Genomic DNA, 24,584 nt, shown 5'->3' with positions numbered 1-24,584 from the left:
TCTTCAAAGTGTTCATATGTCGGCATGAGGACTATTTAAGCGCCTCTTTGATCCTGGTAAGGGCCTTTTCAACGTTGTCCCTTGAATTGAATGCGCTGATGCGGATGAAGCCCTGACCGCATCTGCCGAATCCGGCGCCGGGTGTGGTTACAACGCCTGCCTTCTCAAGGAGCATGCTGAAGAACTCCCAGGAATCTCTTTGAGTATCCACCCATATATAAGGAGAGTTTTCGCCGCCGGTACATGCCAAACCGAGTCCTGTAACGGTCTGCCTGATGAGCTTTGCGTTTTCCAGGTAATAGTTGCTCAGCTCCTTGACCTGTTTTTTCCCCTCTTCTGAATATGTGGCTTCAGCCGCACGCTGCACCGGATAGCTCACCCCGTTGAACTTGGTCGTATGCCTCCTGTTCCAGAACCCGTGCAAGGGATGTTTATTCCCGGCCGCATCATAGGCCATGCACTCTTTAGGTATCACTGTATAGGCGCAGCGGACACCCGTAAAGCCTGCTGTCTTGGAATAGCTGCGTGACTCTATCGCCACTTCGCGCGCACCCTTTATCTCGAATATGCTTCTTGGCAGTTCTTCATCCCGGATGAACTCTTCATAGGCTGCATCGTAGATTATGAGCGCCCTGTTCTTCCTTGCATAATCGACCCATTTTTCAAGTTCAGCCTTTGTGATGGTGGCGCCGGTCGGGTTGTTTGGAAAGCAGAGGTAAATCAGGTCGACAGGCTCTCTGGGCAGCTCCGGCACGAAATGGTTTTCCTTGGTGCAGTCGAGGTATGTGACGCCGTCGTAGCGGCCATCTTTGTATTTCCCTGTTCTTCCCGCCATGACGTTTGTGTCTATGTAGACCGGATAGACCGGATCGGGTATCGCAACGTTGATGTCGCCTGCAAAAAGCTCCTGTATATTTCCGGTGTCGCATTTTGCGCCGTCACTTACGAACACCTCATCCGCGCTTATTTCAGCGCCTCTTGCCTGAAAGTCTTCTCTGGCGATCGCTTCGCGCAGAAAGTCATAGCCCTGCTCAGGGCCGTAACCGCGGAATGTGGCATCATCGGCCATCTCATCGGTTGCCTTGTGAAACGCCTCTATGCACGCATCGGGAAGGGCCCTGGTAACGTCACCGATACCCAGCCTGATGACCTCTTTGCCGGGGTTTTCCTTCTGGAAAGCGGCCACCCGCTTTGCTATCTCCGAAAACAGGTATGATGACTGAAGCTTCAAATAGTTTTCATTTAATCTTATCATGGTCCCCTCTGAAATTTATTTTCATTTTTCTACCGGCAATTCATGCATGCCGTCAAGCCGAAGTCATGTTCATGGGATCACCTTGCCTGGGTTCATTATCCCGTTAGGATCGAAAACTTTTTTGATTCCCTTCATGAGTTCCAGCTGAGCGGCATCAAGGAATAATGGCATATACTGTTTCTTGACAATGCCTATCCCGTGTTCGCCGGACACTACTCCGTCAAGCCTTCTGCCCGCCTCATGCAGCCGGTCCCTTATTGCATGAGCCTTATTACGGGAATCAGGAATCGCTTTCCATACCCCGTCATCCCATGCATCCTTCATCAGGTGCACATGGACATTACCGTCCGCCGCATGCCCGTAAACGGGAAGCCATACCCCGAAGGCCTTCTCTGCCTCGCGGACTTCATTCACGAACCTGTCGATTGAAGCCCTGGGAACACACACGTCGAGCAGATCGATCATGTGGTCGTGAAGGGCTTCGTACATGAGGCTCCTTATCGTGAGCACGTTCTTCTGCTTTTCGCTGTCATCGGCCACATAGACATCGATTGCACCTTCGGAAAGGCATATCTCCGAAATCCGGCCCGAAAGCTCAAGAAGGTCGTCCCTGTCAGGGGCATCCACAATAAACATCAGATGCGCCTCTCCTTCTTCACACGGCCATTTCCTGTTCAAATACCGCTCGGTTACGGTTATTGCCTTCATGTCAATGAACTCAACAGCCATGGGAATTATGCGATTAATAAGTATCAACGGCACTGTCCTGATTGCGTCGGCTATTGTTTTGAAAGGTACCACCAGGGTGAACATCGCCCCGGGAGGCGGGGTAAGGTTCAGTGTCGCTTTCGTGACAATCCCCAGGGTTCCTTCAGAGCCTGTCATAAGGTTGAGCAGGCTGTAGCCGGTTGAACTCTTCATGAGCTTGCCGCCGAGTTCAATAACCTTTCCGCCGGCAAGGACCACCTCCATGCCGCGCACATAATTTCTTATCACCCCGTATTTAACTGCACGCGCCCCGCCTGCGTTAGTGGCGATAAGTCCTCCTATCTGCGCACCTTCATCACCCGGATGCGGAGGGAACAGAAGGCCGCTATTTTCTATCGCTTCATAGAATTCCCTCAAGGTTACTCCGGCTTCGACCACCGCCATGAGGTTGGTTTTGTCGATATCGATTATTCTCTTCATCCTTTCAAGCGAAAGAACTATGCCGCCTGAAACGGGCACGCAGCCGCCGCACAAACCGGTTCCGCCTCCCCTGGGGGTCACAGGAATTCTATGAATGTCCGCAAGATTGAGTATCTTACTTACCTCGCCTGTGCTTCCGGGCCTGACAACGCAGGCCGGCAACCTCCTGATATCTTTTTCTGCGAACTCATCATGGGAATAGGGCTCAATAAGTTCCGCTTCGGTCATGACATTGCCGGGGCCGACTATAGCGGCAAGACCGTCAAGGATTTCACTGTTTAGATTTGTGTATTCCACGGGAGGTAACCTTTGCAGGCAGTTTGATCCTGCGTTTTGTTTCATCGTCGTTTTCTTTGAAAAAGATTGCGATGTTGCCTATCATGCCAACCATCTCGCTTCCGGTGATTTCCTCGATCTCTTTTGAGATGGTCTTTTTTTCCTCCTTGAATTCATTGAATTTGATCTTGATCAGCTCTCTTGTCGAAAAGGCCTCTTCGATGGATCCCACCACCTCATTTTTCAGGCCGTTTTTTCCTATCTGCACAACCGGTTTTAAACTGTGAGCCAGCCCTCTCAGGTATGTTCTTTCAAATCCTTTAAGCTTCCGCATGATTTATACCGCCCGTTAAATTTATTTATGCGATCAAGAGTTATCTGTGCTATAATCCTCAGAAAATAAAATTGTAAATGGCAGGAAATTGTTATGGAAGCAAGTTTATTTGAGAAGGCAAGGTACTACTGGACAGACACAAAACAAGTCCTGAAGACCCTTAAGCTCAAAAGGGAATTCGACAGAAACCTGCATCTTTATCCTGAACAGATTACGAAACTGCAGGAGCTTAAATTCCGGCGTCTGATCAAGCATGCCGTAGCAAATTCCGAGTTTTACAGGGAACACTACAAGGGCATCAATATAGACACGTGCAGCATAACCGACCTGCCGACGCTCACAAAAAGAAAGATGATGGATAATTATGACAGGCTGGTCACTGACAAAAGGCTCAACAGAAAAGACCTGACCGAATACCTCAAGATCCCCGAGAACGCATCCGTCAACTACAAGAACGATTTCGTGATCCTCAACTCCTCCGGAACCACGGGAGAGAAGGCCATTATGGGCTACCACTGGGAGGAATTCAGGAATGTGTTCGCAGTCGCAATGTCCAGAGGCAGCAATGACGCGGCCAACCCTCTGACTCTTCTCAAATCGATTGTCTACAAACCGCTGAAGATTGCCAACATCATGCTCATCAACAGCCATTCGGCCAGCTTTGTGGTCACATTCAGGGTTTGCACGGTAGAAGACCATCCTCTGATGAAAAACAGGTTCTTCTCGATATTCACTCCGCTTGACAAGCTGGTGGAGCAGCTCAACGAATTCCAGCCGCACGTCATCCAGATATACCCGAGTTCGCTCAACTACCTCGCATATGAACAGCTCGAGGGAAGGCTCAGACTTAGGTTCGACGATTCGAGGTGTTCGATAATCTCGATCAGCGAACCGCTCAGCAACAAGACACGGGAAATGGTGAGGAAGGCCTTTGGAATCGACGTGACCAACACCTATGGCGCGTGCGAGAGCATCATCATGGCAAGGGAATGCGAACTGCATTCGGGCATGCATATAAACAGCGATCTGGTAATCTTCGAACCGGTAGACGAAAACTACAAGCCTGTGCCGCCCGGAAAATCCAGTACCAGGGTGCTCGTAACAAATCTGTACACATACGCACAACCGATGATCAGGTATGAGGTCAACGATCGTGTCATCATGGACGATGCCGGCTGCACATGCGGAAACAGGCTTCCGAAAATAAAAGCTGTCGAGGGCAGGACAGAAGAGATACTCTTCATATCAAAACCAGGCGGCGGTTATGAACCTGTCCATCCGTATATCTTCCTTGTTCCGGCGCTCAATATGCAGGGGTTCAAGGAGTATCAGATCGACCAGGTCGAAAGGGACAAGGCCGTATTCAGAATTGTACCGGAAAAGCCCGGCACGATAACACCCGAGGATCTGGTGAAGATCATGGAGTTCAACATGGAGCGCGAAGGGCTTGCCGGAAGGATGACCTTCGAGGGCGAGATACTGGACATGATACCAAGGGACCCGGTTAGCGGCAAGGTCATACAGATAAAGTCGAGCATAGGCAGGCCGAAGGAACTGGTGGATAAGTTCTAAACCGCCGGCTGCTTTTTAAGCATGATATAACTCAGTATATAGCGGGAATTTATTCTGCACCCTATTTCAAAGGAAAACCCCTTTTCAAACGGAAGATACTTTTTTAAAAGTCTGGCATCAAAGGCGGTTTTTTGCTCGTTCCAATGAAGTTCTGCATCCTTGAAATCCATGTACACGCCCACGGACGGGAAGAACGCCTTGAAAGCCGCCTCCTTGGCGGAAAAGATCATTTTCATCTTATAAGTCTCGTTTCCTACCCATTCCATTTCCTTTCCGGTGCAGACCAGCCTGATGACATCCTGCGGCATGTCGCCGGGAAGCTCTTCAATATCGATACCCAGCCCCATGAGCATATTATCATGGCATACGGCGCAGACAGCTATCCCTGGACAATGGCTCAAGGCGCCTATTATGTTTTTGGGCCACAGAGGTTCGCTGGATGGGCCTTTGAGGACTGGCCCGGGATTTTCTATTCCGATTGATTTGAGCGCCGCATTGCAGGCCGCCCGCCCCAGATAAAATTCGTCCCGTCTCTTTTTTACCGCCTTGGGTCCCAGAAGGCTGGATTCCTCACTGGAAAGCACGAAATCGCGTGCGGTTTCCGGGGTGAGGGCTGCATAACCGACATATGCCGGGAATGGATTATTCATAATCATGGCTAGGTCAATTAATCGGCGTAAATAAAGAATAACTGAAGGGCAAAAATTTTAAAAACTCTCACAGGCTCTTTTATGTATTTTTTGCCCAGGCCCCTTTTGCAAGATATTTGTGCTGACTCTGCGTGTACGGGGCGGTATTGAATGTGATCCACTGGTAGCACGGCCAGTTGAGGATACGGAATCCCTGTGTCTGCCTGTCAACCTCTATGATCATGTAGCTGTCGCCGTCATAGCGGGTCGATGCGCATACCATATGCCTGACGCCGAACAGCCAGCTGAAGTCCACCCATCTGTGCCAGTGGCCTGCAATGACCATCTTTACGCAATTCCTGTGCTTGTTCAGCACGGAAAAGACATCAAGGTCGCCGATTTCATTAGGCATTATCATGATCATGGGCTGATGGAAGAAGACGAAGCTGGGCTTTTTTTCCGCAAGCAGCGCTTCGAGCCAGAGCAGCTGCTCTTCACCGAACGAGCCGAGATCGTTATTATATTTTCCGCTTTCCGGGTCCATTGAGCAGCCTAAGTAGTTGTTCAAATGGATGAAGCGGAATCCCTTCAGGTCAATATAATAATAGGGATCAAGCCCCCATTTTTCCCTGAAAAGCGCATGCGAGAATTCGAGCGGTATGTCGGGAAGGTCATAATCATGATTTCCGAAGCATGGATATACAGGCATGTTGAAACCGGCGGTAATCTCTTTTACTATGTCGAAACGGGTTCTGTTGCTGAAATAGAAATCATAATCCCTTGAAGGGTAATTGTGGATATAATCGCCTGCGATGAAAACGGCCTCGATTTTCGGATCAAGGCTGTTGATAACATCCCTTGCCGCCGTATAGCGCTCGGCAGTCTTGAACATGGATTCGGTGTCAACAGGGTTGCTTTCCGGACCCTTATAGAACTCGTCTATTATATGAGTGTCAGCAATTACGGCAAAATAAAAATATCTGTCAGGATCGCATGCGGTAAGCGCGAGCGGCAGGGATGACAAAGCGACAAACCCTGCACCTTTACCGGTAAGCCTGATGAAGTCCCTTCTTGAGTATCCTCTGCCATTTGATATCTTCATTCCAACCTCCCCTTGATTCAAGATACTGTCCTGTAAGTTCTCAATGTCTCAATTCATGCAAACGGCATACCTTCGGATAAGGATTATAACTTAATGAATACATATGATCTATCGGAATTATCAAAACGATGATCAGGCAAGAAGGAGTAAATTTATTCCACATCCGGTAAAATTATGGTCTTGATGAGATATTTGGTAAGGTTGAATATCAATTGAGTGCCATGCTGTTTTGCTCGCTTTGTCTCAGAGGGCTCCTGCTTCAACAAGCAGGAACCCTTGTGCATTTACAGAACGGGCAGGTAGTTTTCTATTTCGAATGCGCTTATATGGGTACTGAAAGCATCCCATTCCTTTTTCTTGTTTTCGATGAATTTATTGAAAATGTGGTCGCCGAGGGTTTCGCGGACCAGCTTGCTCTTCTGAAGCTCGCAGACTGCCTCGTGAAGACTCCCGGGAAGTGAAATGATGCCTGCTTTTTCGCGCTCTTTCTCATTCATTTCAAAGATGTCCTCTTCAATCGGTTCGGGCAGTTTGTATTTGTTTTCAATTCCTTTCAGTCCTGCGGCAATCATTACCGCAAATGCGAGATACGGGTTGCATGCCGGGTCGGGAGAACGGTATTCCATGCGTGTGGCGTTGGCCTTGCCTGGCTTGTACATGGGAACCCTTACCATGGCCGAGCGATTCCTGCGAGCCCATGAGACATAGACAGGCGCTTCGTAGCCGGGGACAAGCCTCTTGTAGGAATTGATCCACTGGTTGCAGATGGCCGTGATCTCGGGGGCATGAGTGAGAATTCCCGCTATGTAATGTTTTCCTGTATCCGACAGATGGTACTTGTCCTTCTCGTTGAAAAATGAGTTTTTCCCGTTCTTGAACAGGGACTGATGCACATGCATGCCCGAACCGTTTTCGCCGAAAATCGGCTTCGGCATGAAGGTGGCGTAGACGCCTTTCTGACGTGCGATCTCTTTTACCGTTGTCCTGTAGGTCATGACTGTATCAGCCATCACAAGGGCTTCCTTGTATTTCAGGTCGATTTCGTGCTGGGATGGTGCGACCTCGTGATGGCTGTATTCAACCTCTATGCCCATTTTCTGAAGCGCGAATATCGTTTCCCGTTTGATGTCGATGCCCAGGTCGATGGGAAGCCCGTCAAAATACCCGGCCTTGTCTATGGTCTCGGGCGCCTTTTCACTGGCGAAATAGAAATATTCGAGTTCAGGGCCCATGAAGACTTGGTAGCCCATTGATGCAGCTTTTTTCAGTATGCGTTTTAAAGCCCAGCGCGGACATCCGTCATAGGGTTTGCCGTCAGGGTTTACTATATCGCAGAACATCCGGGCCACCGGCCTGTCTCCCGGCCGCCATGCAATGAGCTGGAAGGTTTCCGGGTCGGCCTTCGCAATCATATCGCTCTCATGGATGCGGGCGAAGCCTTCAATCGACGAGCCGTCAAATCCCATGCCCTCTTCCATTCCTTCTTCAAGTTCGGACGGTGTGACGCTGAAGCTCTTGAGCCTTCCCAGGACATCGGTGAACCAGAACTGTATGAAACTTACGTTGAATTCTTTAACGGCAGCAAAGACATCATTTTTGTTTTTGCATGACAGCATATTTCTCACCTCTCATGTTTTTTGCCAAACGGCATCAATTGAATGCTTAAACCAATATAAGAATATAATACTTAATCCAAGCAAAATTGTTTTATAATTAGTTTTTCGAGTATATATTATGTGATGAAAGGGGGATGTTAATATGAAAATCAAGATAATTGAATTATGGCATGTTTCCGTACCGCTAAAGGCCACATTCTGGCCGACATGGATACCGGGCTATCCGCAGACCCACAACAAGTTTACGCTTGTAAAGCTTATTACTGATGACGGCATAGAGGGTTACAGTGCAGGTTCCGCTATGGGAACCGAGCGGGAGGGGCTCGGCGACCTGATTGGTTCTTATCTGATTGGCGCCGACCCTATGGATATTGAAAAGACCCAGGATCTGCTCAAACAGGCCGGGATTCTGGGCTGGCGCAATTTCTGGATAGAGCCCGCATGCTGGGACATAATTGGAAAGGCTCAGGGAAAACCTGTCTATGAGCTTCTGGGAGGCACAGCGCGGCCGATAGAGGTTTACTGCTCGACAGGAGAGATACATGACCCGGACAGGAGGGTTGACGAGCTGCTGGCCATGCGCGAGCGGGGGTTCAAGACCGCAAAGCTGCGGGTGAAAAGCAGGGAATTGAAAGAAGACATCCGCCACATAGAAACAGTCTCAAAAGGTCTTAGTGGCAAGATGAGCCTCGGGGTTGACGCCAACCAGGGCTGGCCTGTATCCATCGTCGATAAGATACCGAACTGGGATTTGAAGCGTGCGACGGAATTTGCCGAGGCCTGCCATGCAAACGGCCTTCTCTGGCTGGAGGAGCCGCTAGAGTCGCGCAATTACGACGACAACGCAGCGCTTAAAAAGATCTCGAAGATAAAGATTTCCGGGGCCGAGCTCAATTACGGCTGGGACGAGATAAAGATCATGCTCGAAAAGGATTGCTTCCATGTATATCAGCCGGATGCGACCTTTGCAGGCGGCATCGCACAGGTGAAAAAGGTGATCGATGCATGCCATGAAAAGGGCCGGGAATATTCGCCCCACACATGGACGAACGGCATAGGCTTTTACGTCAACTGGAATATGGTGCTGGCCGACCCGGGAAACATGCTGCCACTGGAATATCCGCTCGAAGAGCCCTCGTGGATTCCCGAGTTTCGCGAGGGGATAATCGCGCCGATTCTGCCTGATAAAAACGCGTTCTTGCAGCCGTTCAGAAAACCGGGGCTGGGTTTCGATATCGATGAAAGGCTTCTCAAGAAATACGGCAAACGCTTTTTCCGCCTCTCTGAGACCGGGCTCAAGATCAAGGTGATACGTGAAAAAGGCCTGAAAGCCGCACTGGATTTGAAGAAAAGAAAAGAGGCCTGAGGCAGGAAGGAAATAAGAAGCTGTTAAGTTATGAAGCTCAAGAACTGTTAAACAGAACCTTTCAACCTCTTATTCTGCTTAACTGCTTATCAGCCATAACTGTCTATAAGCAAATGTTTTTCAAGGCAATATAACAAAATGATTTTTAACCACGAAGAGCACGAAGGACACGAAGAAAACTGATTCTATTTGATTCTCTTCGTGTTCTTCGTGGTTCATATTTTTTAAAGTAACCCGCAATGATGACACTTGAGCGTATGCTGGATATAATATCATGTTATGAAAACCTTGTTTGTCGTCCGAAGAATGAAAGATGACTTGTGAAGAGTTCATCAAGCGGCCTTAAAAGTGAACTGATAAATCTAAAAAAATGGAGTAGCGCCAGGAAAATCAGGGCTTTTTATACGCGGCTATTTTATCGCTTATCTTGCGGCATTCGGAAATGAGAGCGTCTTCGTCGATGGTGAGGCATTTGAAGTCTTTCATCACGACTCTGCCTGCAATTATCGAGTGCTTTACATTGAGGCCGTGCGCCGCGTAGACCGTGTGTGAAACGGGATTATAGACAGGGACCAGATTCGATGCATTACCGTTGAGCACGATGATGTCAGCCGGGCCTCCCTTTTCAATGCGCCCGCCGCCTTCAAACCTGAGTGCTTTTGCAGCGTTTATCGTAGCCATCTTTAGCACGTCCGCGGCGCCAAGCACGGTAGGGTCAAGGCTGTCGACCTTGTGCAGCTTCGCCGCGGTAGCCATTTCCTGGAACATGTCAAGATTGTTGTTGGATGCGCAGCCGTCAGTGCCTATCGTGACATTAATCCCTGCCTTTTCCATCTTATCGACAGGGGCTATGCCTGAAGCGAGCTTCTTGTTGCTCCTGGGGCAGTGGGCTACCGACACCCCGGCCTTTGCCAGCATATCAATATCGCTGTCGTCGACAGCCACGCAATGTACGGCTATCATACGGTCCGAAAGACAGCCCAGCTTGTCAAGGAGCCCCACAGGCGAGACGCCGGACTCTTTTCTGCAGTTATCCACTTCGGTATCTGTTTCGCTTACATGAATCTGCATCAGGATATCATTTTTTATTATGAATTCCTGAAGCCTTTGAAGCTGAGCGGGTTCGCAGCTATAGACCGAATGGGCGAACACGGTAGGCCTGATGAGAGGATTTTCTTTCCATTTGAAAACATATTCTTCAAGTTTATCAAAGGCCTTTGCCGGGTCATTGATGTATCTTGTGGGAAATTTCACAAGACCTTCGCCCAGCCAGGCCCGCATCCCTGCTTCTTGAGCGGCTTTACCGACATAATCCGAAAGCATGTACCCGTCGGCAAAGGCCGTGGTTCCGGTCTGGATCATCTCGAGACACGAGAGCATCGTACCCATATAGACAAAGTCGGCGTCTGCGAATTTAGCCTCAAGCGGGAATATGTGGTTGAAGAGCCAGTCCTCAAGTCTGAGGTCGTCGGCCACACCTCTCAATAAAGACATGGGCGCATGGCCATGCGTGTTTATGAGGCCCGGCATTACTATGTCGTGCGCACCACCGATTATCTCGAATTCTCCCTCAGGCAGTTTGGTTGTTATGTCGGTTACCGTACCTCCATCAATGATCACATAGCCGTCTTTTATGAAATCAGACGGCTTCCTTATTATGTAGGCTCCTTTAACGGCAAGTTTTTTCAAGTACTGAACCCTTCTTGAGATCGTCAAAGTTTCTTTGCGATCTTTTTCTGCAGTCTGCGGCATTCCCTGATGACGGCCTTTTCGTCGATGGTAAGGCATTTGAAATTCTTCATCACCACCTTGCCAGCGATTATCGAATCCTTGACGTTCGTGCCGTGAGCCGCATAGATGGCATGCGATACCGGGTTATATACAGGGACCAGGTTGGGTGCGTTTCCGTCGAGAACGATGATGTCAGCCGGGCTTCCCTTTTCGATCCTTCCCCCGTTTTCGATCCTGAACATGCGGGCGCCGTTCAGTGTCGCCATTTCGAGTACCTCGTGTGCATTCATGACGGTAGGATCGAGGCCCTTTACCTTGTGAAGCTTCGCCGCCGTGGACATCTCGCTGAACATATCAAGATTATTATTGCTCGCGCAGCCGTCAGTACCTATCGCTATCCTGACGCCCGCCTTCAGCATTTTATCGACCGGAGCGATTCCAGAGGCAAGTTTCTTGTTGCTTTTTGCGCAATGGGCGACCGTCACCTTTCTCTCGGCGAGAATGCTTATATCCTCGTCATCAACAGCCACACAGTGTGCGGCAACCACCCTTTCAGAGAGGCATCCGACGCTGTTGTATGCCTTTACGGGCGACATGCCGAACCTTTTCCTGCATTCACTCACCTCGTGGTCTGTTTCGCTTATGTGCGTCTGCAGGATGACATCGTGCTTGCAGGCGAGCTCGTGGGCCTTCCCTAGATATTCCAGATCGTTCGTATACACTGCATGAGGAAAGACCGTGGGCTTAACCATGTCGTCGTCTTTCCATCTTGAGATGATCCCCTCGGTCATCTCGAATGCCGCGGCCGGGTCCTTCACCGAAGGCGTCGGGTATATGCTGATGACATCGCCGATCCATGCCCTTAGGCCTGCCTGCTTCACTGCCCTTGCACCGTCATCTGAGAAAAAATAGCCGTCGCAGAATGCAGTCGTGCCGCTTCTTATCATCTCGATGCAGGCCAGCATCATGCCAAGGTATTCGAAATCACCGTCTACAAACCTCTTTTCAAGCGGAAACATGTATTTGTTCCACCAGACTTCCAGCTTCATGTCATCCCCGATGCCTCTGAAGAGGGTCATAGCGGCATGCGTATGTGCATTTACAAGGCCGGGCAGGACAATGTCGTGCCTGCCGCCGATCACCTCGAATTCGCCCTCAGGCAGCTTCTTTGTGACGCCGGAAATTATACCGTCTTCGACGAGCACGTACCCGTCAGTAGAAATCCTGTTTGCATTTTCCACTATGTAAGCTCCTCTTACCGCGATTCTCTTCATTACAGGCTCCCGAAAGTATTGTGATGAAAAGCAAATTAACATCATTTATGATGAGATAAAAGGTTATATTTAGACGTAAAGGACCATTAATAAAACATCTTCTCAGAGCTAAAAAATATCAGAGATATATACCCGGTCACGGGGAATCATTTGCTTGTAAGGCAGACTCCTCTGTGGGATAATACCCTTTGCCAGAAACCTTTCAAGAGGTGCTTATGAAAGCATTGGTAACAGGGGCGACAGGGTTTATCGGTTCAGTCCTGACCGGGGAATTGCTCAGAGAGGGCCATACGGTCCGTGTGCTAGCACTGCCAGGGGAAAACACTGAGGGGCTTCTTAAGCTCGGCTGCGATGTAAGACGCGGAGACCTCTTGAAGCCGCACACTCTTCAGGGTCTGTGTGATGATATTGACACGGTCTTTCACCTTGCAGGCCGGGTCACTGACTGGGGCAGAAAAGAGCTTTTTTACACGGCAATTTATGACGCCACAAGGTATATTCTGGAAGAGTCCATAGGTCATGCCTCACGTTTCGTCTATATCAGCTCCATTGCCGCAATAGGCTTTGCGCGCCATATAAAGGGTTTCAGGGAGAGCGACACGCCGGTTAAATGCGGGCTGCCCTATGGAGACGCCAAGCTCGATGCGGAAGGTCTCGTGATGAAAGCGCACGATGCTGGCAGAATTGCATGCACCATAATACGTCCCGCCAATGTAACCGGCCCGGGCAGCGTCTGGGTAAAAGATATCGTGGAAAGAATGCTCAGCATGCCTGTGCCGCTTTTCGACGGCGGTATCTACAGCGCCAGCCTAATTTATGTAGACAACCTGGTGAATGGAATCATTCTCGCAGGCACAAAGGATATCGCCAAAGGCAAAATCTACCAGCTGCGCGATGACTGGGACGTAACCTGGAAGCGCTATGTCACTGATCTCGGGGCATTAATAGGAAAGAAGCCGGGTCCTGCCATTCCCTACCGCGCAGCCAGGGCGATTGCGTGGCTATGCGACATGGTCTTCACGCCCCTTGGCATACGTCCGCCCGTTACGCGCATGTCGGTCGACATCATGGGTCGTGATATGGATGTAGACAATACGCTGGCCAAAAAGGAGCTGGGATGGAAGACAACGGTTTCCTATCCTGAAGCCATGCTAAAGATCGGACCCTGGGTTAAGGAACACTACGGTAAAAGGAATTAACCCGGCCGGCAGATTGCCTTTTTCAAAACAGCCGGCCTTTGACAAGACTACTAAAAAGAGGAGGAAAGTATGCCCCTTTCATTGCTTTTATATGTCCTTTATCTAAAACTCTGGTTTGCCTCACGGAAAAATCCCCAATTTCAGGGTTATATCGGAACCATCCGTCTGAAAATTCTTATTAAAACCGCGGACGGAAAACGCGGGCGGCTTTTCATTTTCGACAGGGGAAAGGTGACCTCGCGCTCAGGAGCCGATCATGCCTGTGATGCGGCGCTTGTATGGTCGGATGTCCCCACCGCTCTCAGGGTCATGATCTCCGGCAGCGACAAGGCGACGTTCAAGGCCGCCGCCAAGGGCAAGATCAGGGTTGAAGGCATGGCCTACTACATTCAGTGGTTCAACGACGGCGTTAAGCTTACATGATCCCGCTGATCAATGCGCATCGAAATGATGAAAAGCTTGAGAATCAATACAGGAGGAAAATTATGACACAGATGATACCGGGCGGCCATCTGGTTGCCAAATATCTCAGGGAAATCGAAAATATAGATACGGTGTTCGCGCTTTCCGGCGGACACATAGAACAGATACTGGACGGTTTTACCGAATACAGGCTTCGCACCATCGACGTGCGCCATGAGCAGGCGGCGGCAATGATGGCGGAAGCCTGGTCATTATATACGGGCAAGACCGGCGTGTGTCTGGTGACGGCAGGCCCCGGATTCACGAACGCGATAACCGGCATCGCAAACGCATGCCTGGATAACGCCCCTCTTGTTGTTCTGTGCGGAAAGCACCCTCTCAGGGATGACCTTAAAGGCGCTCTGCAGGAATTGAACCAGCTGGATATCGTCAAGCCGGTAGTGAAATGGTGCGCCACCTGCTACGAAACGAAGCGCATTCCCGAATACCTGGCCATGGCGTTCAGGCATGCCGAGGAGGGCAGGCCTGGACCAGTCTTTCTGGAGCTTCCGCCCGATATCCTTAATGTAAAGATTGCTCTCAAGGACGTGTTCATGCCGCCGCACAAGGTGAGGAAGTTTTCCGTGCGTCCTGATGATTCTGCTATAAGGGAAGCGGCCGAAATCATAGATAAGGCCAAGAGGCCCCTATTCCTGGGAGGAAGCGGCCTCAGGTTCAGCAATGCAGGGGACGCCTTGGGGCGCTTCATCGACAGGACAGGCATGCCTTTCATCATAATGAACTTCGGGCGCGGCGAACTGCCCGACAATCATCCGCTTTCCATATGGGATGTCGGGAATACCGGGCTCCTGCTGGGCCTCGGCCAGGCCGATGTCCTCGTTGCAACCGGGGTGCGCTTCAACTGGCTGCTCCAGTCCGGCCAGGTCATTCCGCCGGATGTCAAGGTCGTGCGTATCGATATCGATCCGATAGAGATCGACCGAAACCGCCAGGCCGATGTCGGCCTCGTGGGAGATGCGGCTTCGATCCTGGATCAGCTCGCGCGAACCGTAAAAAAGAAGAACCACGATTCGTGGGTTTCGGACCTGCGTGCGGCGAGCCACGCCTTCATAGAAAGCGAACTCAAACTGCGTGGTGCCCCGTCCGACCCCATTCATCCCATACGACTCGTGGCGCAGATACAGAAGGCAGTCGGCGAGGACGCGATCTACATGGCCGACGGCGGCGATACGGTATATTTCGGTCTGGTGGGGTTTACGTCTACGAACAAGGCCGGAGTGATCGGTACAGCCTCGGGCCTGCTCGGCTGCCTCGGTACGGGCATACCGTTCGCAATAGGCGCCAAGGTGGCCAACCCCGACAAGAAGGTCGTTCTGTTGAACGGTGACGGCTCCTTCGGCTTCAACGCGATGGAGTTCGATACCGCCGTCCGTCACAACATACCCATTGTATGCGTGGTCAACAACGACTGCGCCTGGGGCATGATAAAGCACAGCCAGGAGCTGTCCATAGGAAGCGACCGCCTCATATGCTCGGAGCTGGGCGCGCGGCATTACGAGAAAGTGGTCGAGGGACTGGGCGGCTACGGCGAGTTCGTTACAAAAGACGAGGACATAATTCCCGCCATAGAGCGTGCGTTCAGGTCGGGCAGGCCTGCCTGCATTAATGTCATGACCGATCCGACAGCAACGAGTCCGGCAACGCCTCTCTTCTACCAGTCGCTCAAGATGGGGTGAGGCGTGAAGGCGCTTGTTTTCAGGGATTCCATACCGAAGATTATCGGCCTGAAGCTACTGGGCGGCCTGAAACCGGATCTCTACTATAAAAGTCCGCTTTCTCTTCTTTCTCTTGAAGATGTCCCCGAGCCTGCGATCCCGTCGCCCGAATGGGCTAAGATAAAGGTGAAGCTCTGCGGTTTCTGCGGGAGCGACCTCAACCTCATGTTCCTGAGGGATTCTCTGATGGCCTCTCCCTTTACCTCGTTCCCGTCTGTTATCGGCCACGAGCTTTGCGGCGAGGTCGTTGAAGCGGGCGGTGATGTCAATGTCTGCAGGAAAGGAGACATCGTAACGGTAGAACCCATGCTGGGCTGCAAAATACGCGGCATCAAGCCCGAATGCCGAGCATGCCGGGCAGGGCGCCCCGGAAATTGCGAGAACCTTGCAGAGGGCAACCTGCCCCCAGGGATGTTCATGGGCATGTGCAGGGAAAGGGGAGGCGGTTTCGCAGAATATATGGTTGCACACAGGAGCCAGATCCACCGTATTCCCGAAGGAGTAAGCGCGGAATCCGCTACGCTCACCGAGCCCCTGGCCGTGGCTCTGCAGGCCGTGCTGGACAACAGGCCCGCTGACGGCGAAAAGATTCTGGTCATAGGTGGCGGTGTAATAGGGGCGATGATAGTCAAGGCCATACGCGGGCTCGGCATCGCCTGCAATATCACCGTAATCGAACCCGCGCCGTTTGCAGCTGAATATGTGCAAAAATCCGGTGCCGACATGGTAACCGCAGAAGGCATACTGGAAACCGCGGAAAAGGTGACCGGCGCAAGGTCATACAAGCCTCTGATCGGCCAGCGCATCCTCCAGGGCGGGTTCGAGCGCGTGTACGATACCGTGGGCCATTCGCCGACCCTTCAGGCGTCGCTGATTGCCACGGCCGCGGGCGGGACAGTAAGCCTTGTGGGCATAGGCAACAAGGTCACCTTCGACCCTACGCCCTTATGGCTCAAGCTCCAGACCTTAAAAGGCGTATATGCCTATGGCAGTATCATGACCGAGACCGGCCCCAAGCATGTTTTCGAGATGGCGCTTGACCTGATCAAGGATGGCAGGGTCTTTGTTCAGGATATGCTGACGCACACATTCCCCATCGAAAAATACCGCGACATGATAGAGGTCAACCTGTCAAAGGGGAAGAACCGGGCTATGAAGACGGCCATAAAATTCTGAGGTGGGAATGCCTGCAAAGATATTCGTTTCGTTCAGATTCCACGGCAACTTTTACCATTCATACAGGGGCGATACGCCGGACGAACTCGGATTCGGCAAGGACATCCGCATCATCAGGAACACCATAAAAACGCTTGATGAGCTGAATGCCGAAGGCATCGCCGTACGCGGCACATGGGATTTTGAAAACTATTTCTCACTGGAGAAGATCATGCCAGCCCATTGCCCGGACATTATCGAGGCATTCAAGCGCAGGGTAGCTTCCGGCATGGACGAGATAGAATACATGTCCTACAACAACGGGCTCGTCTCTGCCAGCACCGCCGCTGAATTCGATGCGGCCATGGGCCGTGCGGTAACGAACCCTGAAGGTTCGGGCCTTAAAGACCTGTTCGGCGAGAATGTCAAACCCATCGTCAGGCCGCAGGAGATGATGTATACGCCTTCGCACATCGGGCTTTACCCGAAGTACGGGATCAACACCATCAGCCTTTTCTATTCCTCGATACCGTTCAACTGCTTCAGCACCTTCATTCCGCCGCTGTCCCTTGTCGAAAGGCACAACCCGCTTAAGCTCACATATCCCGGCATCGAGGGCAGTATGACTCTTCTGCCCTGCTATAATGCGGGCGACCTGATCGACAACCTGGGCTTGAAGAACTGGATAAAGTCGCTCAGGAAAAAGCAGCTCGCGCTTTTTGAGCCCAAAGACCTTCTACTTATAATCGACATGGATGCGGACGACGATTTCTGGTTCGGCTTCGACGTGCCCGTGTTGAAAAACCTGATGGCCATGGCCCGGGGCCTTGACGGCATAGTGAGAAGCATAAGCCCTCTCGATTATGTCGAATTCACGACGCCGGGGCGCTATCTCGAAACGCATGCCGCAGCCGGCAGCATCTCTTTCGGTCAGGATACCGCGGACGGGAGCTTTGACGGGCTTTCAAGCTGGGCCGAAAAGTGGGACAACCACATGCTCTGGACAGGCATTGAACGCTCGAGGATTCTGGAGCTTCAGGCCAGGCACCTTGCAGGAATGGCCGGGCTTGAGGGCATGCCCGGCAAAATCGGGAAATATCTTGCCGAAGCGTTCGATGCCCGCATCAAGGCCCTTTCGACTACCCACTTTGGCATGGCCGCACCGGTCATGAATGTTACCAGACTGAGAACCGCCTCCAGCCTTGTCTGGACTGCGGTCAGCTCAGCCGCTGATGCCTTCAATGAAGCATCTGCAAAAGTACAGAGGCCTGATGATAACACCTTCATGATCTCGGATTATTTAAGGGGCATATCCATGAGGACCACGATCTATGAACCCAGGCCGTCAAAAGCCCTTATTAAAGTTCCTGTAAACGGTGATATCGGCGGGATTGCCTGCGGCGGCACTGACATACCCGCAGCATTACATGACGGGCACCTGTATTTTATCGAGTCCATGGAAAAACTCGAGAAAAAATCATATACGGTTTCAACAGGCAAATCTTCACCGGCGCCTGAAAATCCCGTAACAGTAACAGAAGACGGCATGGACAACGGTCTTGTTAAAATAGGTTTTGACGCCCTCGGAAATGTAAATAGCATCAAGACCGGGGGCAGAGAAATATCGCCGGGACTCTTTATGAACAGCGGCGTCACGTATGACGGAAAGCGCCTGGATGTAAGCTCGTGGAGCGTATCATCCTCGCTCGCTCTCGGCGTGATAGGCGTAAAAAAGATGGCCGGAAGCCTTGTATTCGATTCGGATGGGCTAAAGCATGTGGAGTTTGAGCGCGAGATAATTCTTGCTTCAAACCTGCCATATATTTACCTCAATATGACGGTCAGGTATCCTAAGACTTCGGATAAAGGCTATGACAAAGGCAAGGCCCGAAGGCTTCAGCAGGCCTGGGACGCAAGGTGGCTGGAAGTAAGGCCGTGCGAGATAACGCCTGCGCTTTACGGCAGGCGAGGTGAACCCCTTAAGGTTATAAAGCACAACTATTTCGGGCATGTGAGCTCATATGAACTGAACTACGGCGAATGCTCGAATAACCCCGAAATCGACTCGTTCAACAACCATATAACAAACGCCTGGATTGCGGTCTCGGACAGGCGGAGCGGGGTACTTCTTGCGCAGAGCGCGGACGTCTCCAGCTCTTTTGCCTTCTGCCCAATGCGTACAAGACTTGATCAGGGGAGAACAAAGATTTTCATGAACCCATTCGGCAGCTACTGGGGCAGACAGTGGAAATATCCGACAGCGAAGACCGGTCTGGGCAAGCTGGCCGTTGTTTATGCCTCTGCCGCGGACCACATCAAGCCTTATGCGCCTTCATACAACGGCCGGGTGCAGAAGTTCTCTCTCATGATAGCGCCGTTTACGGGTGATATGCCGCCGGAAGAGATAAAAAATGATGCGATGGCGTACAGCTATCCGTATATCATCCTATCTGGCTCAGCCAAGGTAGGCATACCGGCGCATAGGAACTGGGATTACAGGGCGTGATAACTTCGCATCTCTGCGTCACTCCTAGTCTCAAGGTTGCGGCATACGTCTTTAGTATGCCTCACCTTTCGACATCGTCGCTCCTTGACATGCTTTGTTCTGACGCCCTGTCAGTAGGGCGCGCTGTAGTCGGGGAGTTTCAAAATTCAACATACAATTGTCAATTGGTGGGGCCTGACTTGTTAGATATTTTCGAAAATGGAACATCTTTTTCTTTCCGGAAATCATTTAATCAATTGTAAAAGAAAGCGTCAAAATCAGAACCTACTTGACTAAAACGTGTATTTACATATGAAGTAAGACAAAGTCATAGAGTAAGGTGGGTTCAATTATGAAGAAACTGATTGTAGTATTTACGTTTTTTCTTTTTACGGGTTGTGCTGGGCTTATCCCTGCCCAAGAAGAAGATAAGTGGCTTCAAGCACAAATCACAACACCACCTGAGATTAATGTCAGCGGAAGCTACTATGACCAACTGAACCCACCACCGAATTTTTGGCAATCAGCAGTAATCTCTCTGATGAACTCTTACTACGAGGGGTGGGGAATTGCTAACCTTCAACAGGACAAATCTCAAGTCTATGGGAGCTTGTCATCTTACTATACCATCAAAGGCACTGTAAGCGGAAAGACAGTTTGTTTGCTTATTATATACAGAGGCAGGGTTAAATATATTGCTAAACTCATATCCAATAAAGAAGGAACTCTGATTGGCACATATTTCGAAGATGCAGAGATGCGAATAGGAAATCCAATGGTGCTGGCCCCTGTACCAAAAAATTCCGAACCAGCAGCTAGCAGCACAGGTCAAACAATCATTACTGGAACTGGCTTTACAATTTCAAATCAGGGTTTCATTGCCACTGCAAATCATGTTGTAGATAACGCAAAAGAAATAAAAGTCCACTTTGGATCAACAGCCATGGAAGCAAAAATATATCAGTCTGATCCAATAAACGATATTGCAATCTTGAAAGTGGAAAAACCAACTCCAATATATTTGCCTATTGCCCCCATGAGGTCTGCAAAGACAGGAGACAGGGTGTTTACCGTTGGATATCCATTATCTTCGATATTAGGGCAGGAAATTAAATATACTGAAGGTGTTATTAGTTCATTAAGCGGATTGCAAGATGCAGCTTCATTTTTTCAAATTACTGTTCCTGTGCAGCCTGGTAATTCTGGTGGAGCACTCATAAACGAAAAAGGACAGGTTGTTGGGATAATAAGTTCTTCCGCAGCAATTATGCCATTTATGAAGGAATCTGGAACCTTACCTCAAAATGTTAACTGGGCAGTTAAATCTGACTATATTAGGCCGTTATTGGATTTGCCGGAAGAGCAACAAAAATCATTATCAAGGGAAGCAGCAATTGAAAAAGCGAAACAAGCTACCGTTATGATTGAAGCAGTTTCAAAATGAATTGCTTTATCATTAAATCATGAATGTCCCGCTAAGTTTCATTCAGCCCCTGGGCCTACCACGGACGCTGATGAAAATATGAAATGCTTTATCATTAAATCATGAACATTCCCTCAAGTTCCGCATTAGCAACATTTCACGCTTTTCGTTAAAATCAAGTTTTTCAAGGATGGCTATTTGAGATATGGTTGCTTTATGGAAAGGACGCTCAAAATCTTAAAAAAAAATGATTCTAAAAAATCTGTCGATTATTTAAAAAAGCTCTCAGGGTGTCAGCGGGTGTCCCTGGTCGAAGATTTGAGAATTGAGACGGCTAAGGTAGCCCATTAAGAATATCCACAAAGACTTCGAAGAGTTCTTGAAATATCTCACAGATGAGAAAGTTGAATTTGTAAAGACATTGCAGATTTTGACGAACTGGGCGGAAACCGGAAATGAAATATAATTTGTCAATTGTCCGGAGCTGACCCCTTCAGTTTCTAACCGACCGATCTTAACATCAGGCCAAAATTCAAACAGGAAAGAGAGAACAAAAGGTATCAAAACAAATAGCCTTACCCCGTAGAACATGAAATTGTAATTTAATTGTATACCGACATTTTTTTATTGACAAACGATAAATAATAAATGATATATAATAATTATTACTGGAGGTGAGAATATGAATGCCATAGAGCGCGTACAAACATTGAGCAAAAGGTTGAGAGTCATTTTTACTGTAGTTCTTGTTCTAATTCCCGTTATCCAGATACTTTTCTGGGTATTTTTCAATCAACTGCCCAAGGATATGATCCCCAATGATCTGCCGGTTGCGGTCCAGCAGAACCTTCCGCTGAGCGCCAGGCTCACGGCGCTTGCGGCGAGCTTCATAACCTCCGGAGTGGCAATGGCCTGTGTATATTTTCTGATCAGGCTGTTCAGCCTTTATGAGAAGGCTGAGATATTTACCGAAGGCTCGGTCAAGTGTCTGCGCTCTCTGGGCAGGTTGATCCTATGGCTGTTTGCCGCAGGGATTGTCCAGCAGCCGTTGATGAGCATGGCGCTCACGCTTCACAACCCCCCGGGACAACGCATAATCCGCCTGGGACTAAGCTCGGATGACATCAAAATACTTCTCATCGGTATAGTGGTCGTGCTCATAGCCTGGGTCATGGATGAAGGGCGGGTGCTCTATGAAGAGCAGCAGCTTACCGTTTAGAGGCAGCGGGCATGGCTATCGTAATAAACCTCGATGTGATGCTTGCCAGGCGAAAGATGAGGTCAAATGAGCTGGCGCAAGTCATAGGCATTACTGAGCAGAACCTCTCGATTTTAAAGACAGGCAAGGCTAAGGCCATAAGGCTGGGCACATTGGATGCTATCTGCAGACATCTAAAATGCCAGCCCGGCGACTTGCTTGAGTTTGTCGAAGATGATCCGGTGAAGGGGGCAGGCTAACCGGGAGCACACAGAAAACCTGAGGGGTCAGCCTCCTACAAATGACAAACATAAGCAAGCGTCTGATAAACCACATATGGGATAGATGCTTTGAGACTTGCATAAACAGGTATCAAGGCATATTAGATATTCATTCTGACCTTCATTAATAATATCAGGCGGCTGAGCATATGATGAAAAGATCGCTAAGTGTTTTTACCGGTATTCTTATATGTTTCCTGTCTGCCTCGGACAGGGCTTATTCCCAAACCCAACCGGATGTCCCCTTTTCCGGGTACATGCTGATGCTGGGAGAAAATACCAGGATATTTACAGAACCCAAGGGAGACGAGCAGGGAATTGTATATGAAAATGCCTTTGTAAAGGTGCTTGACGAAAAGGAAGGATACCTGAAAATCCAGGTGGACGGATATGTTGCCGGTCTGGGTTCCATTTCATTAAAAGACTATCACATGTCAAAACCGTTCGATATTCTGGACAGGCCGGATGGCAATAGAATTTGCAGCTTCAGTAAAAATGTTGATGTGAAGGTTATCGATTCAAAAAACAGTTGTGCCGCAATCAGATATTCGGGCTGGATCAGAAAACCCGTACCCGGGATGGATGATGAAGAAAAAGAGCCATATGCAAACATAAAGAATAAAGCCAGTTCAACCACTGATCCCTGGCTTCCGCGCCATCCATCAATGAGATAGAAATAGAAATCACTGCAGAGAATGTTAATACCCAGGTCACTTCCTGAGGACTTCTCTAAGCCAGCCGGGGGGAAACCTTACCAGCATTAATCCTTCTCGATAATCATATTTGCCGGTTTCAAACAGCAGCAGAACTTCTCCGTCCGGCAATGTGCAGAGCTGTGAATAGCATGAAGGCCCGTTATAGACTTCTCTGCTGAAAGGCCAGGTCACGCCATCATCGAGGCTCATCCTTAATGTCATGTTTCCTCTGGCGCACCCTGCAGGGTTGCTGAAAATGATATTTCCAGACGTTCCAGGCAGGCTGATGATGGATGCCTGTGTCTCGGCATCGATCAGGGCATTGTCAGGATACTGTTTGAACCATGTCTTCCCGCCGTCTCTGCTCAAACCGACCTGTCTAGGCTGGCAGCGCTTATAGCGGCAGTTCATGTTAAGCGTTCCGTCCGCCATGACGAAAGCCTGCGGTTCTTCGCCGATGCCAAGGTCTTTTCCCTTATGCCATGTCTTTCCATGGTCGTCGCTGTATATGACATGTGCGCCTCTTTTAATGCTCGGACCGAAGAAATATGCGGGTACTACGAGCCTGGAATTATTGAGTTGAATGCCAGTGCCGGGACCTGTGCCATATTCCATGCACAGGGGAGAGCTGTCGCATTTCAATTCGAGGCCGAGTTCCTTCGTTATCTGAAACGGCTTTGAGAAGGTCTTTCCGAAATCCGTGCTCTTCATCATCCAGACCTCTTTGTTGTCGATACAGTACGGCAGCCACAGCGTCCTGGTGTCGCGGTCAAACACAGGGCAGGGATTACCGGCGGTATGTCCGCCCGCGTCAACCAGCACCTGTATCGAACCCCATGTTTTTCCGCCGTCAACACTTCGGCGCATCACCAGGTCGATATCGCCCCAGTCGAGCATTACATCGGCGCGGGATTCAGCAAAGGCTATAACAATATCACGCCCGAGATCATCCTTCATTGTGAGCATCGAAGGTATGCGGTAGCCCCTGCCTTCGGGCATGCCTTTTTTGAAGAGCCACGTATGCTCCATGTTCGGTGCATAGGCCGGGTTCCAGAGAAGGAGCGTTATCCCGAATGCGGCGAACAGGAAGAGAAATGCGCATCCGGATATCACCATGCCGGGCACGCCTCCTCCGCCTTTTTTTAGACAGAAGAGCGCGATCGCACCGTCGATGATGAGCAGAAGACCGAAACCAATGAATGGAAGCGAAAGGACTGCTAGTTCGACAGTGTCCATGGAATCGACGACCCAGAGCAGCAGATAGCCGAAGATCACGAAAAGGATTATTCCGGAAATGAGATTCATGAATGCAAAGACTGTCCTTATGACAAAGGGTGAAGGGTGTTCCTTTTTCTGCATAGCCCTTAGAAGCCCGAAGGACGAACCGGCCACTAGCATGACCGCGAAGATCGCGAGTATCCATGTTCTCCTCGCGATTATCAGAAATTCTCCGCCGAAGGATGTTATCCAGACATAGACTACTGCTGCGAACAATACGGAAAGTATAAAAATCAAAACCCTGATGATGATGTTCAGTCTGTTGTGATTTGAATCAGTCATTTTCACACCCAATAAGTTTCTTTACTGCGCTGATCTCCAAACCAAAG

The 24,584-nt window shown here is 49.9% G+C and carries 20 protein-coding genes; 11 read left to right on the top strand and 9 right to left on the bottom strand.

The window, feature by feature from the left end:
- Positions 1-31: 31 nt before the first annotated feature.
- The 3 genes from VIS94_08835 to VIS94_08825 all read right to left on the bottom strand — a co-directional run bounded on the left by VIS94_08835 (position 32) and on the right by VIS94_08825 (position 3,053).
- A complete protein-coding gene (locus VIS94_08835) occupies positions 32-1,255 on the bottom strand; it encodes an LL-diaminopimelate aminotransferase (protein HEY9161177.1) in 1,224 nt (407 codons plus the stop codon).
- Between the two features lie 69 nt (positions 1,256-1,324).
- Complete coding sequence (locus VIS94_08830; GenBank protein HEY9161176.1) at positions 1,325-2,740, bottom strand: FAD-binding oxidoreductase; 1,416 nt, start codon at positions 2,738-2,740, stop codon at positions 1,325-1,327.
- A complete protein-coding gene (locus VIS94_08825; GenBank protein HEY9161175.1) occupies positions 2,715-3,053 on the bottom strand; it encodes a YhbY family RNA-binding protein in 339 nt (112 codons plus the stop codon). The genes VIS94_08830 and VIS94_08825 overlap by 26 nt, the downstream gene beginning before the upstream one ends.
- 93 nt (positions 3,054-3,146) lie before the next feature.
- Between VIS94_08825 and VIS94_08820 the strand changes: the two genes are divergently transcribed.
- A complete protein-coding gene (locus VIS94_08820) occupies positions 3,147-4,625 on the top strand; it encodes a hypothetical protein (GenBank protein HEY9161174.1) in 1,479 nt (492 codons plus the stop codon).
- Here the strand turns inward: VIS94_08820 and VIS94_08815 are convergent.
- The 3 genes from VIS94_08815 to VIS94_08805 all read right to left on the bottom strand — a co-directional run bounded on the left by VIS94_08815 (position 4,622) and on the right by VIS94_08805 (position 7,972).
- A complete protein-coding gene (locus VIS94_08815; protein ID HEY9161173.1) occupies positions 4,622-5,275 on the bottom strand; it encodes a 4'-phosphopantetheinyl transferase superfamily protein in 654 nt (217 codons plus the stop codon). The two genes, VIS94_08820 and VIS94_08815, sit on opposite strands and share 4 nt — an antisense overlap.
- Before the next feature lie 79 nt (positions 5,276-5,354).
- Positions 5,355-6,356 (bottom strand): metallophosphoesterase, encoded by a 1,002-nt coding sequence (locus VIS94_08810; GenBank protein HEY9161172.1) that lies wholly within the window; start codon positions 6,354-6,356, stop codon positions 5,355-5,357.
- Positions 6,357-6,640: 284 nt separating this feature from the next.
- A complete protein-coding gene (locus VIS94_08805; protein ID HEY9161171.1) occupies positions 6,641-7,972 on the bottom strand; it encodes a glutamine synthetase family protein in 1,332 nt (443 codons plus the stop codon).
- Positions 7,973-8,114: 142 nt separating this feature from the next.
- On the opposite strand from VIS94_08805, the gene VIS94_08800 reads away from it, so the two are divergent.
- On the top strand, positions 8,115-9,338 hold the full coding sequence (locus VIS94_08800; protein HEY9161170.1) for a mandelate racemase/muconate lactonizing enzyme family protein: 1,224 nt from the start codon (positions 8,115-8,117) through the stop codon (positions 9,336-9,338).
- Positions 9,339-9,728: 390 nt separating this feature from the next.
- Here the strand turns inward: VIS94_08800 and VIS94_08795 are convergent, their stop codons facing one another.
- Positions 9,729-11,027 (bottom strand): amidohydrolase, encoded by a 1,299-nt coding sequence (locus tag VIS94_08795; GenBank protein HEY9161169.1) that lies wholly within the window; start codon positions 11,025-11,027, stop codon positions 9,729-9,731.
- A 23-nt stretch (positions 11,028-11,050) separates the two neighbouring features.
- On the bottom strand, positions 11,051-12,343 hold the full coding sequence (locus VIS94_08790) for an amidohydrolase (protein HEY9161168.1): 1,293 nt from the start codon (positions 12,341-12,343) through the stop codon (positions 11,051-11,053).
- A gap of 215 nt (positions 12,344-12,558) precedes the next feature.
- On the opposite strand from VIS94_08790, the gene VIS94_08785 reads away from it, so the two are divergent.
- The 9 genes from VIS94_08785 to VIS94_08745 all read left to right on the top strand — a co-directional run bounded on the left by VIS94_08785 (position 12,559) and on the right by VIS94_08745 (position 22,956).
- The gene (locus VIS94_08785; protein HEY9161167.1) at positions 12,559-13,542 is read left to right on the top strand and encodes an NAD-dependent epimerase/dehydratase family protein; all 984 of its coding nucleotides are present in this window, start codon (positions 12,559-12,561) and stop codon (positions 13,540-13,542) included.
- A 69-nt stretch (positions 13,543-13,611) separates the two neighbouring features.
- Positions 13,612-13,965: a hypothetical protein gene (locus tag VIS94_08780; GenBank protein ID HEY9161166.1), complete on the top strand. Its 354-nt coding sequence runs from the start codon at positions 13,612-13,614 to the stop codon at positions 13,963-13,965.
- 62 nt (positions 13,966-14,027) lie between these two features.
- Positions 14,028-15,701 carry a thiamine pyrophosphate-binding protein gene (locus VIS94_08775; protein HEY9161165.1) on the top strand — a complete coding sequence of 558 codons (1,674 nt, stop codon included), beginning with the start codon at positions 14,028-14,030 and terminating at the stop codon, positions 15,699-15,701.
- 3 nt (positions 15,702-15,704) lie between these two features.
- Positions 15,705-16,916 carry an alcohol dehydrogenase catalytic domain-containing protein gene (locus VIS94_08770; protein ID HEY9161164.1) on the top strand — a complete coding sequence of 404 codons (1,212 nt, stop codon included), beginning with the start codon at positions 15,705-15,707 and terminating at the stop codon, positions 16,914-16,916.
- A 7-nt stretch (positions 16,917-16,923) separates the two neighbouring features.
- Positions 16,924-19,401, top strand: coding sequence for a hypothetical protein (locus VIS94_08765; GenBank protein HEY9161163.1), 2,478 nt, complete (start codon positions 16,924-16,926; stop codon positions 19,399-19,401).
- 331 nt (positions 19,402-19,732) lie between these two features.
- A complete protein-coding gene (locus VIS94_08760; GenBank protein HEY9161162.1) occupies positions 19,733-20,824 on the top strand; it encodes a serine protease in 1,092 nt (363 codons plus the stop codon).
- 661 nt (positions 20,825-21,485) lie between these two features.
- The gene (locus tag VIS94_08755; protein HEY9161161.1) at positions 21,486-22,022 is read left to right on the top strand and encodes a DUF2975 domain-containing protein; all 537 of its coding nucleotides are present in this window, start codon (positions 21,486-21,488) and stop codon (positions 22,020-22,022) included.
- Positions 22,023-22,033: 11 nt separating this feature from the next.
- Positions 22,034-22,261: a helix-turn-helix transcriptional regulator gene (locus tag VIS94_08750; protein HEY9161160.1), complete on the top strand. Its 228-nt coding sequence runs from the start codon at positions 22,034-22,036 to the stop codon at positions 22,259-22,261.
- 170 nt (positions 22,262-22,431) lie between these two features.
- Positions 22,432-22,956, top strand: a complete 525-nt coding sequence (locus VIS94_08745; protein ID HEY9161159.1) for a hypothetical protein — start codon at positions 22,432-22,434, stop codon at positions 22,954-22,956.
- A 36-nt stretch (positions 22,957-22,992) separates the two neighbouring features.
- Here VIS94_08745 and VIS94_08740 read toward each other — a convergent pair whose 3' ends face one another.
- Entirely contained in the window at positions 22,993-24,537 is a 1,545-nt protein-coding gene (locus VIS94_08740) for an exo-alpha-sialidase (GenBank protein ID HEY9161158.1), read from the bottom strand.
- Between the last annotated feature and the right edge of the window lie 47 nt (positions 24,538-24,584).

The sequence above is a fragment of the Desulfomonilia bacterium genome (genome assembly GCA_036567785.1).
In the GTDB taxonomy this organism is placed as follows: domain Bacteria; phylum Desulfobacterota; class Desulfomonilia; order UBA1062; family UBA1062; genus DATCTV01.
The sequence above is the reverse complement of the archived record's forward strand: the minus strand, read 5'-3'. Positions and strand labels throughout refer to the sequence as shown.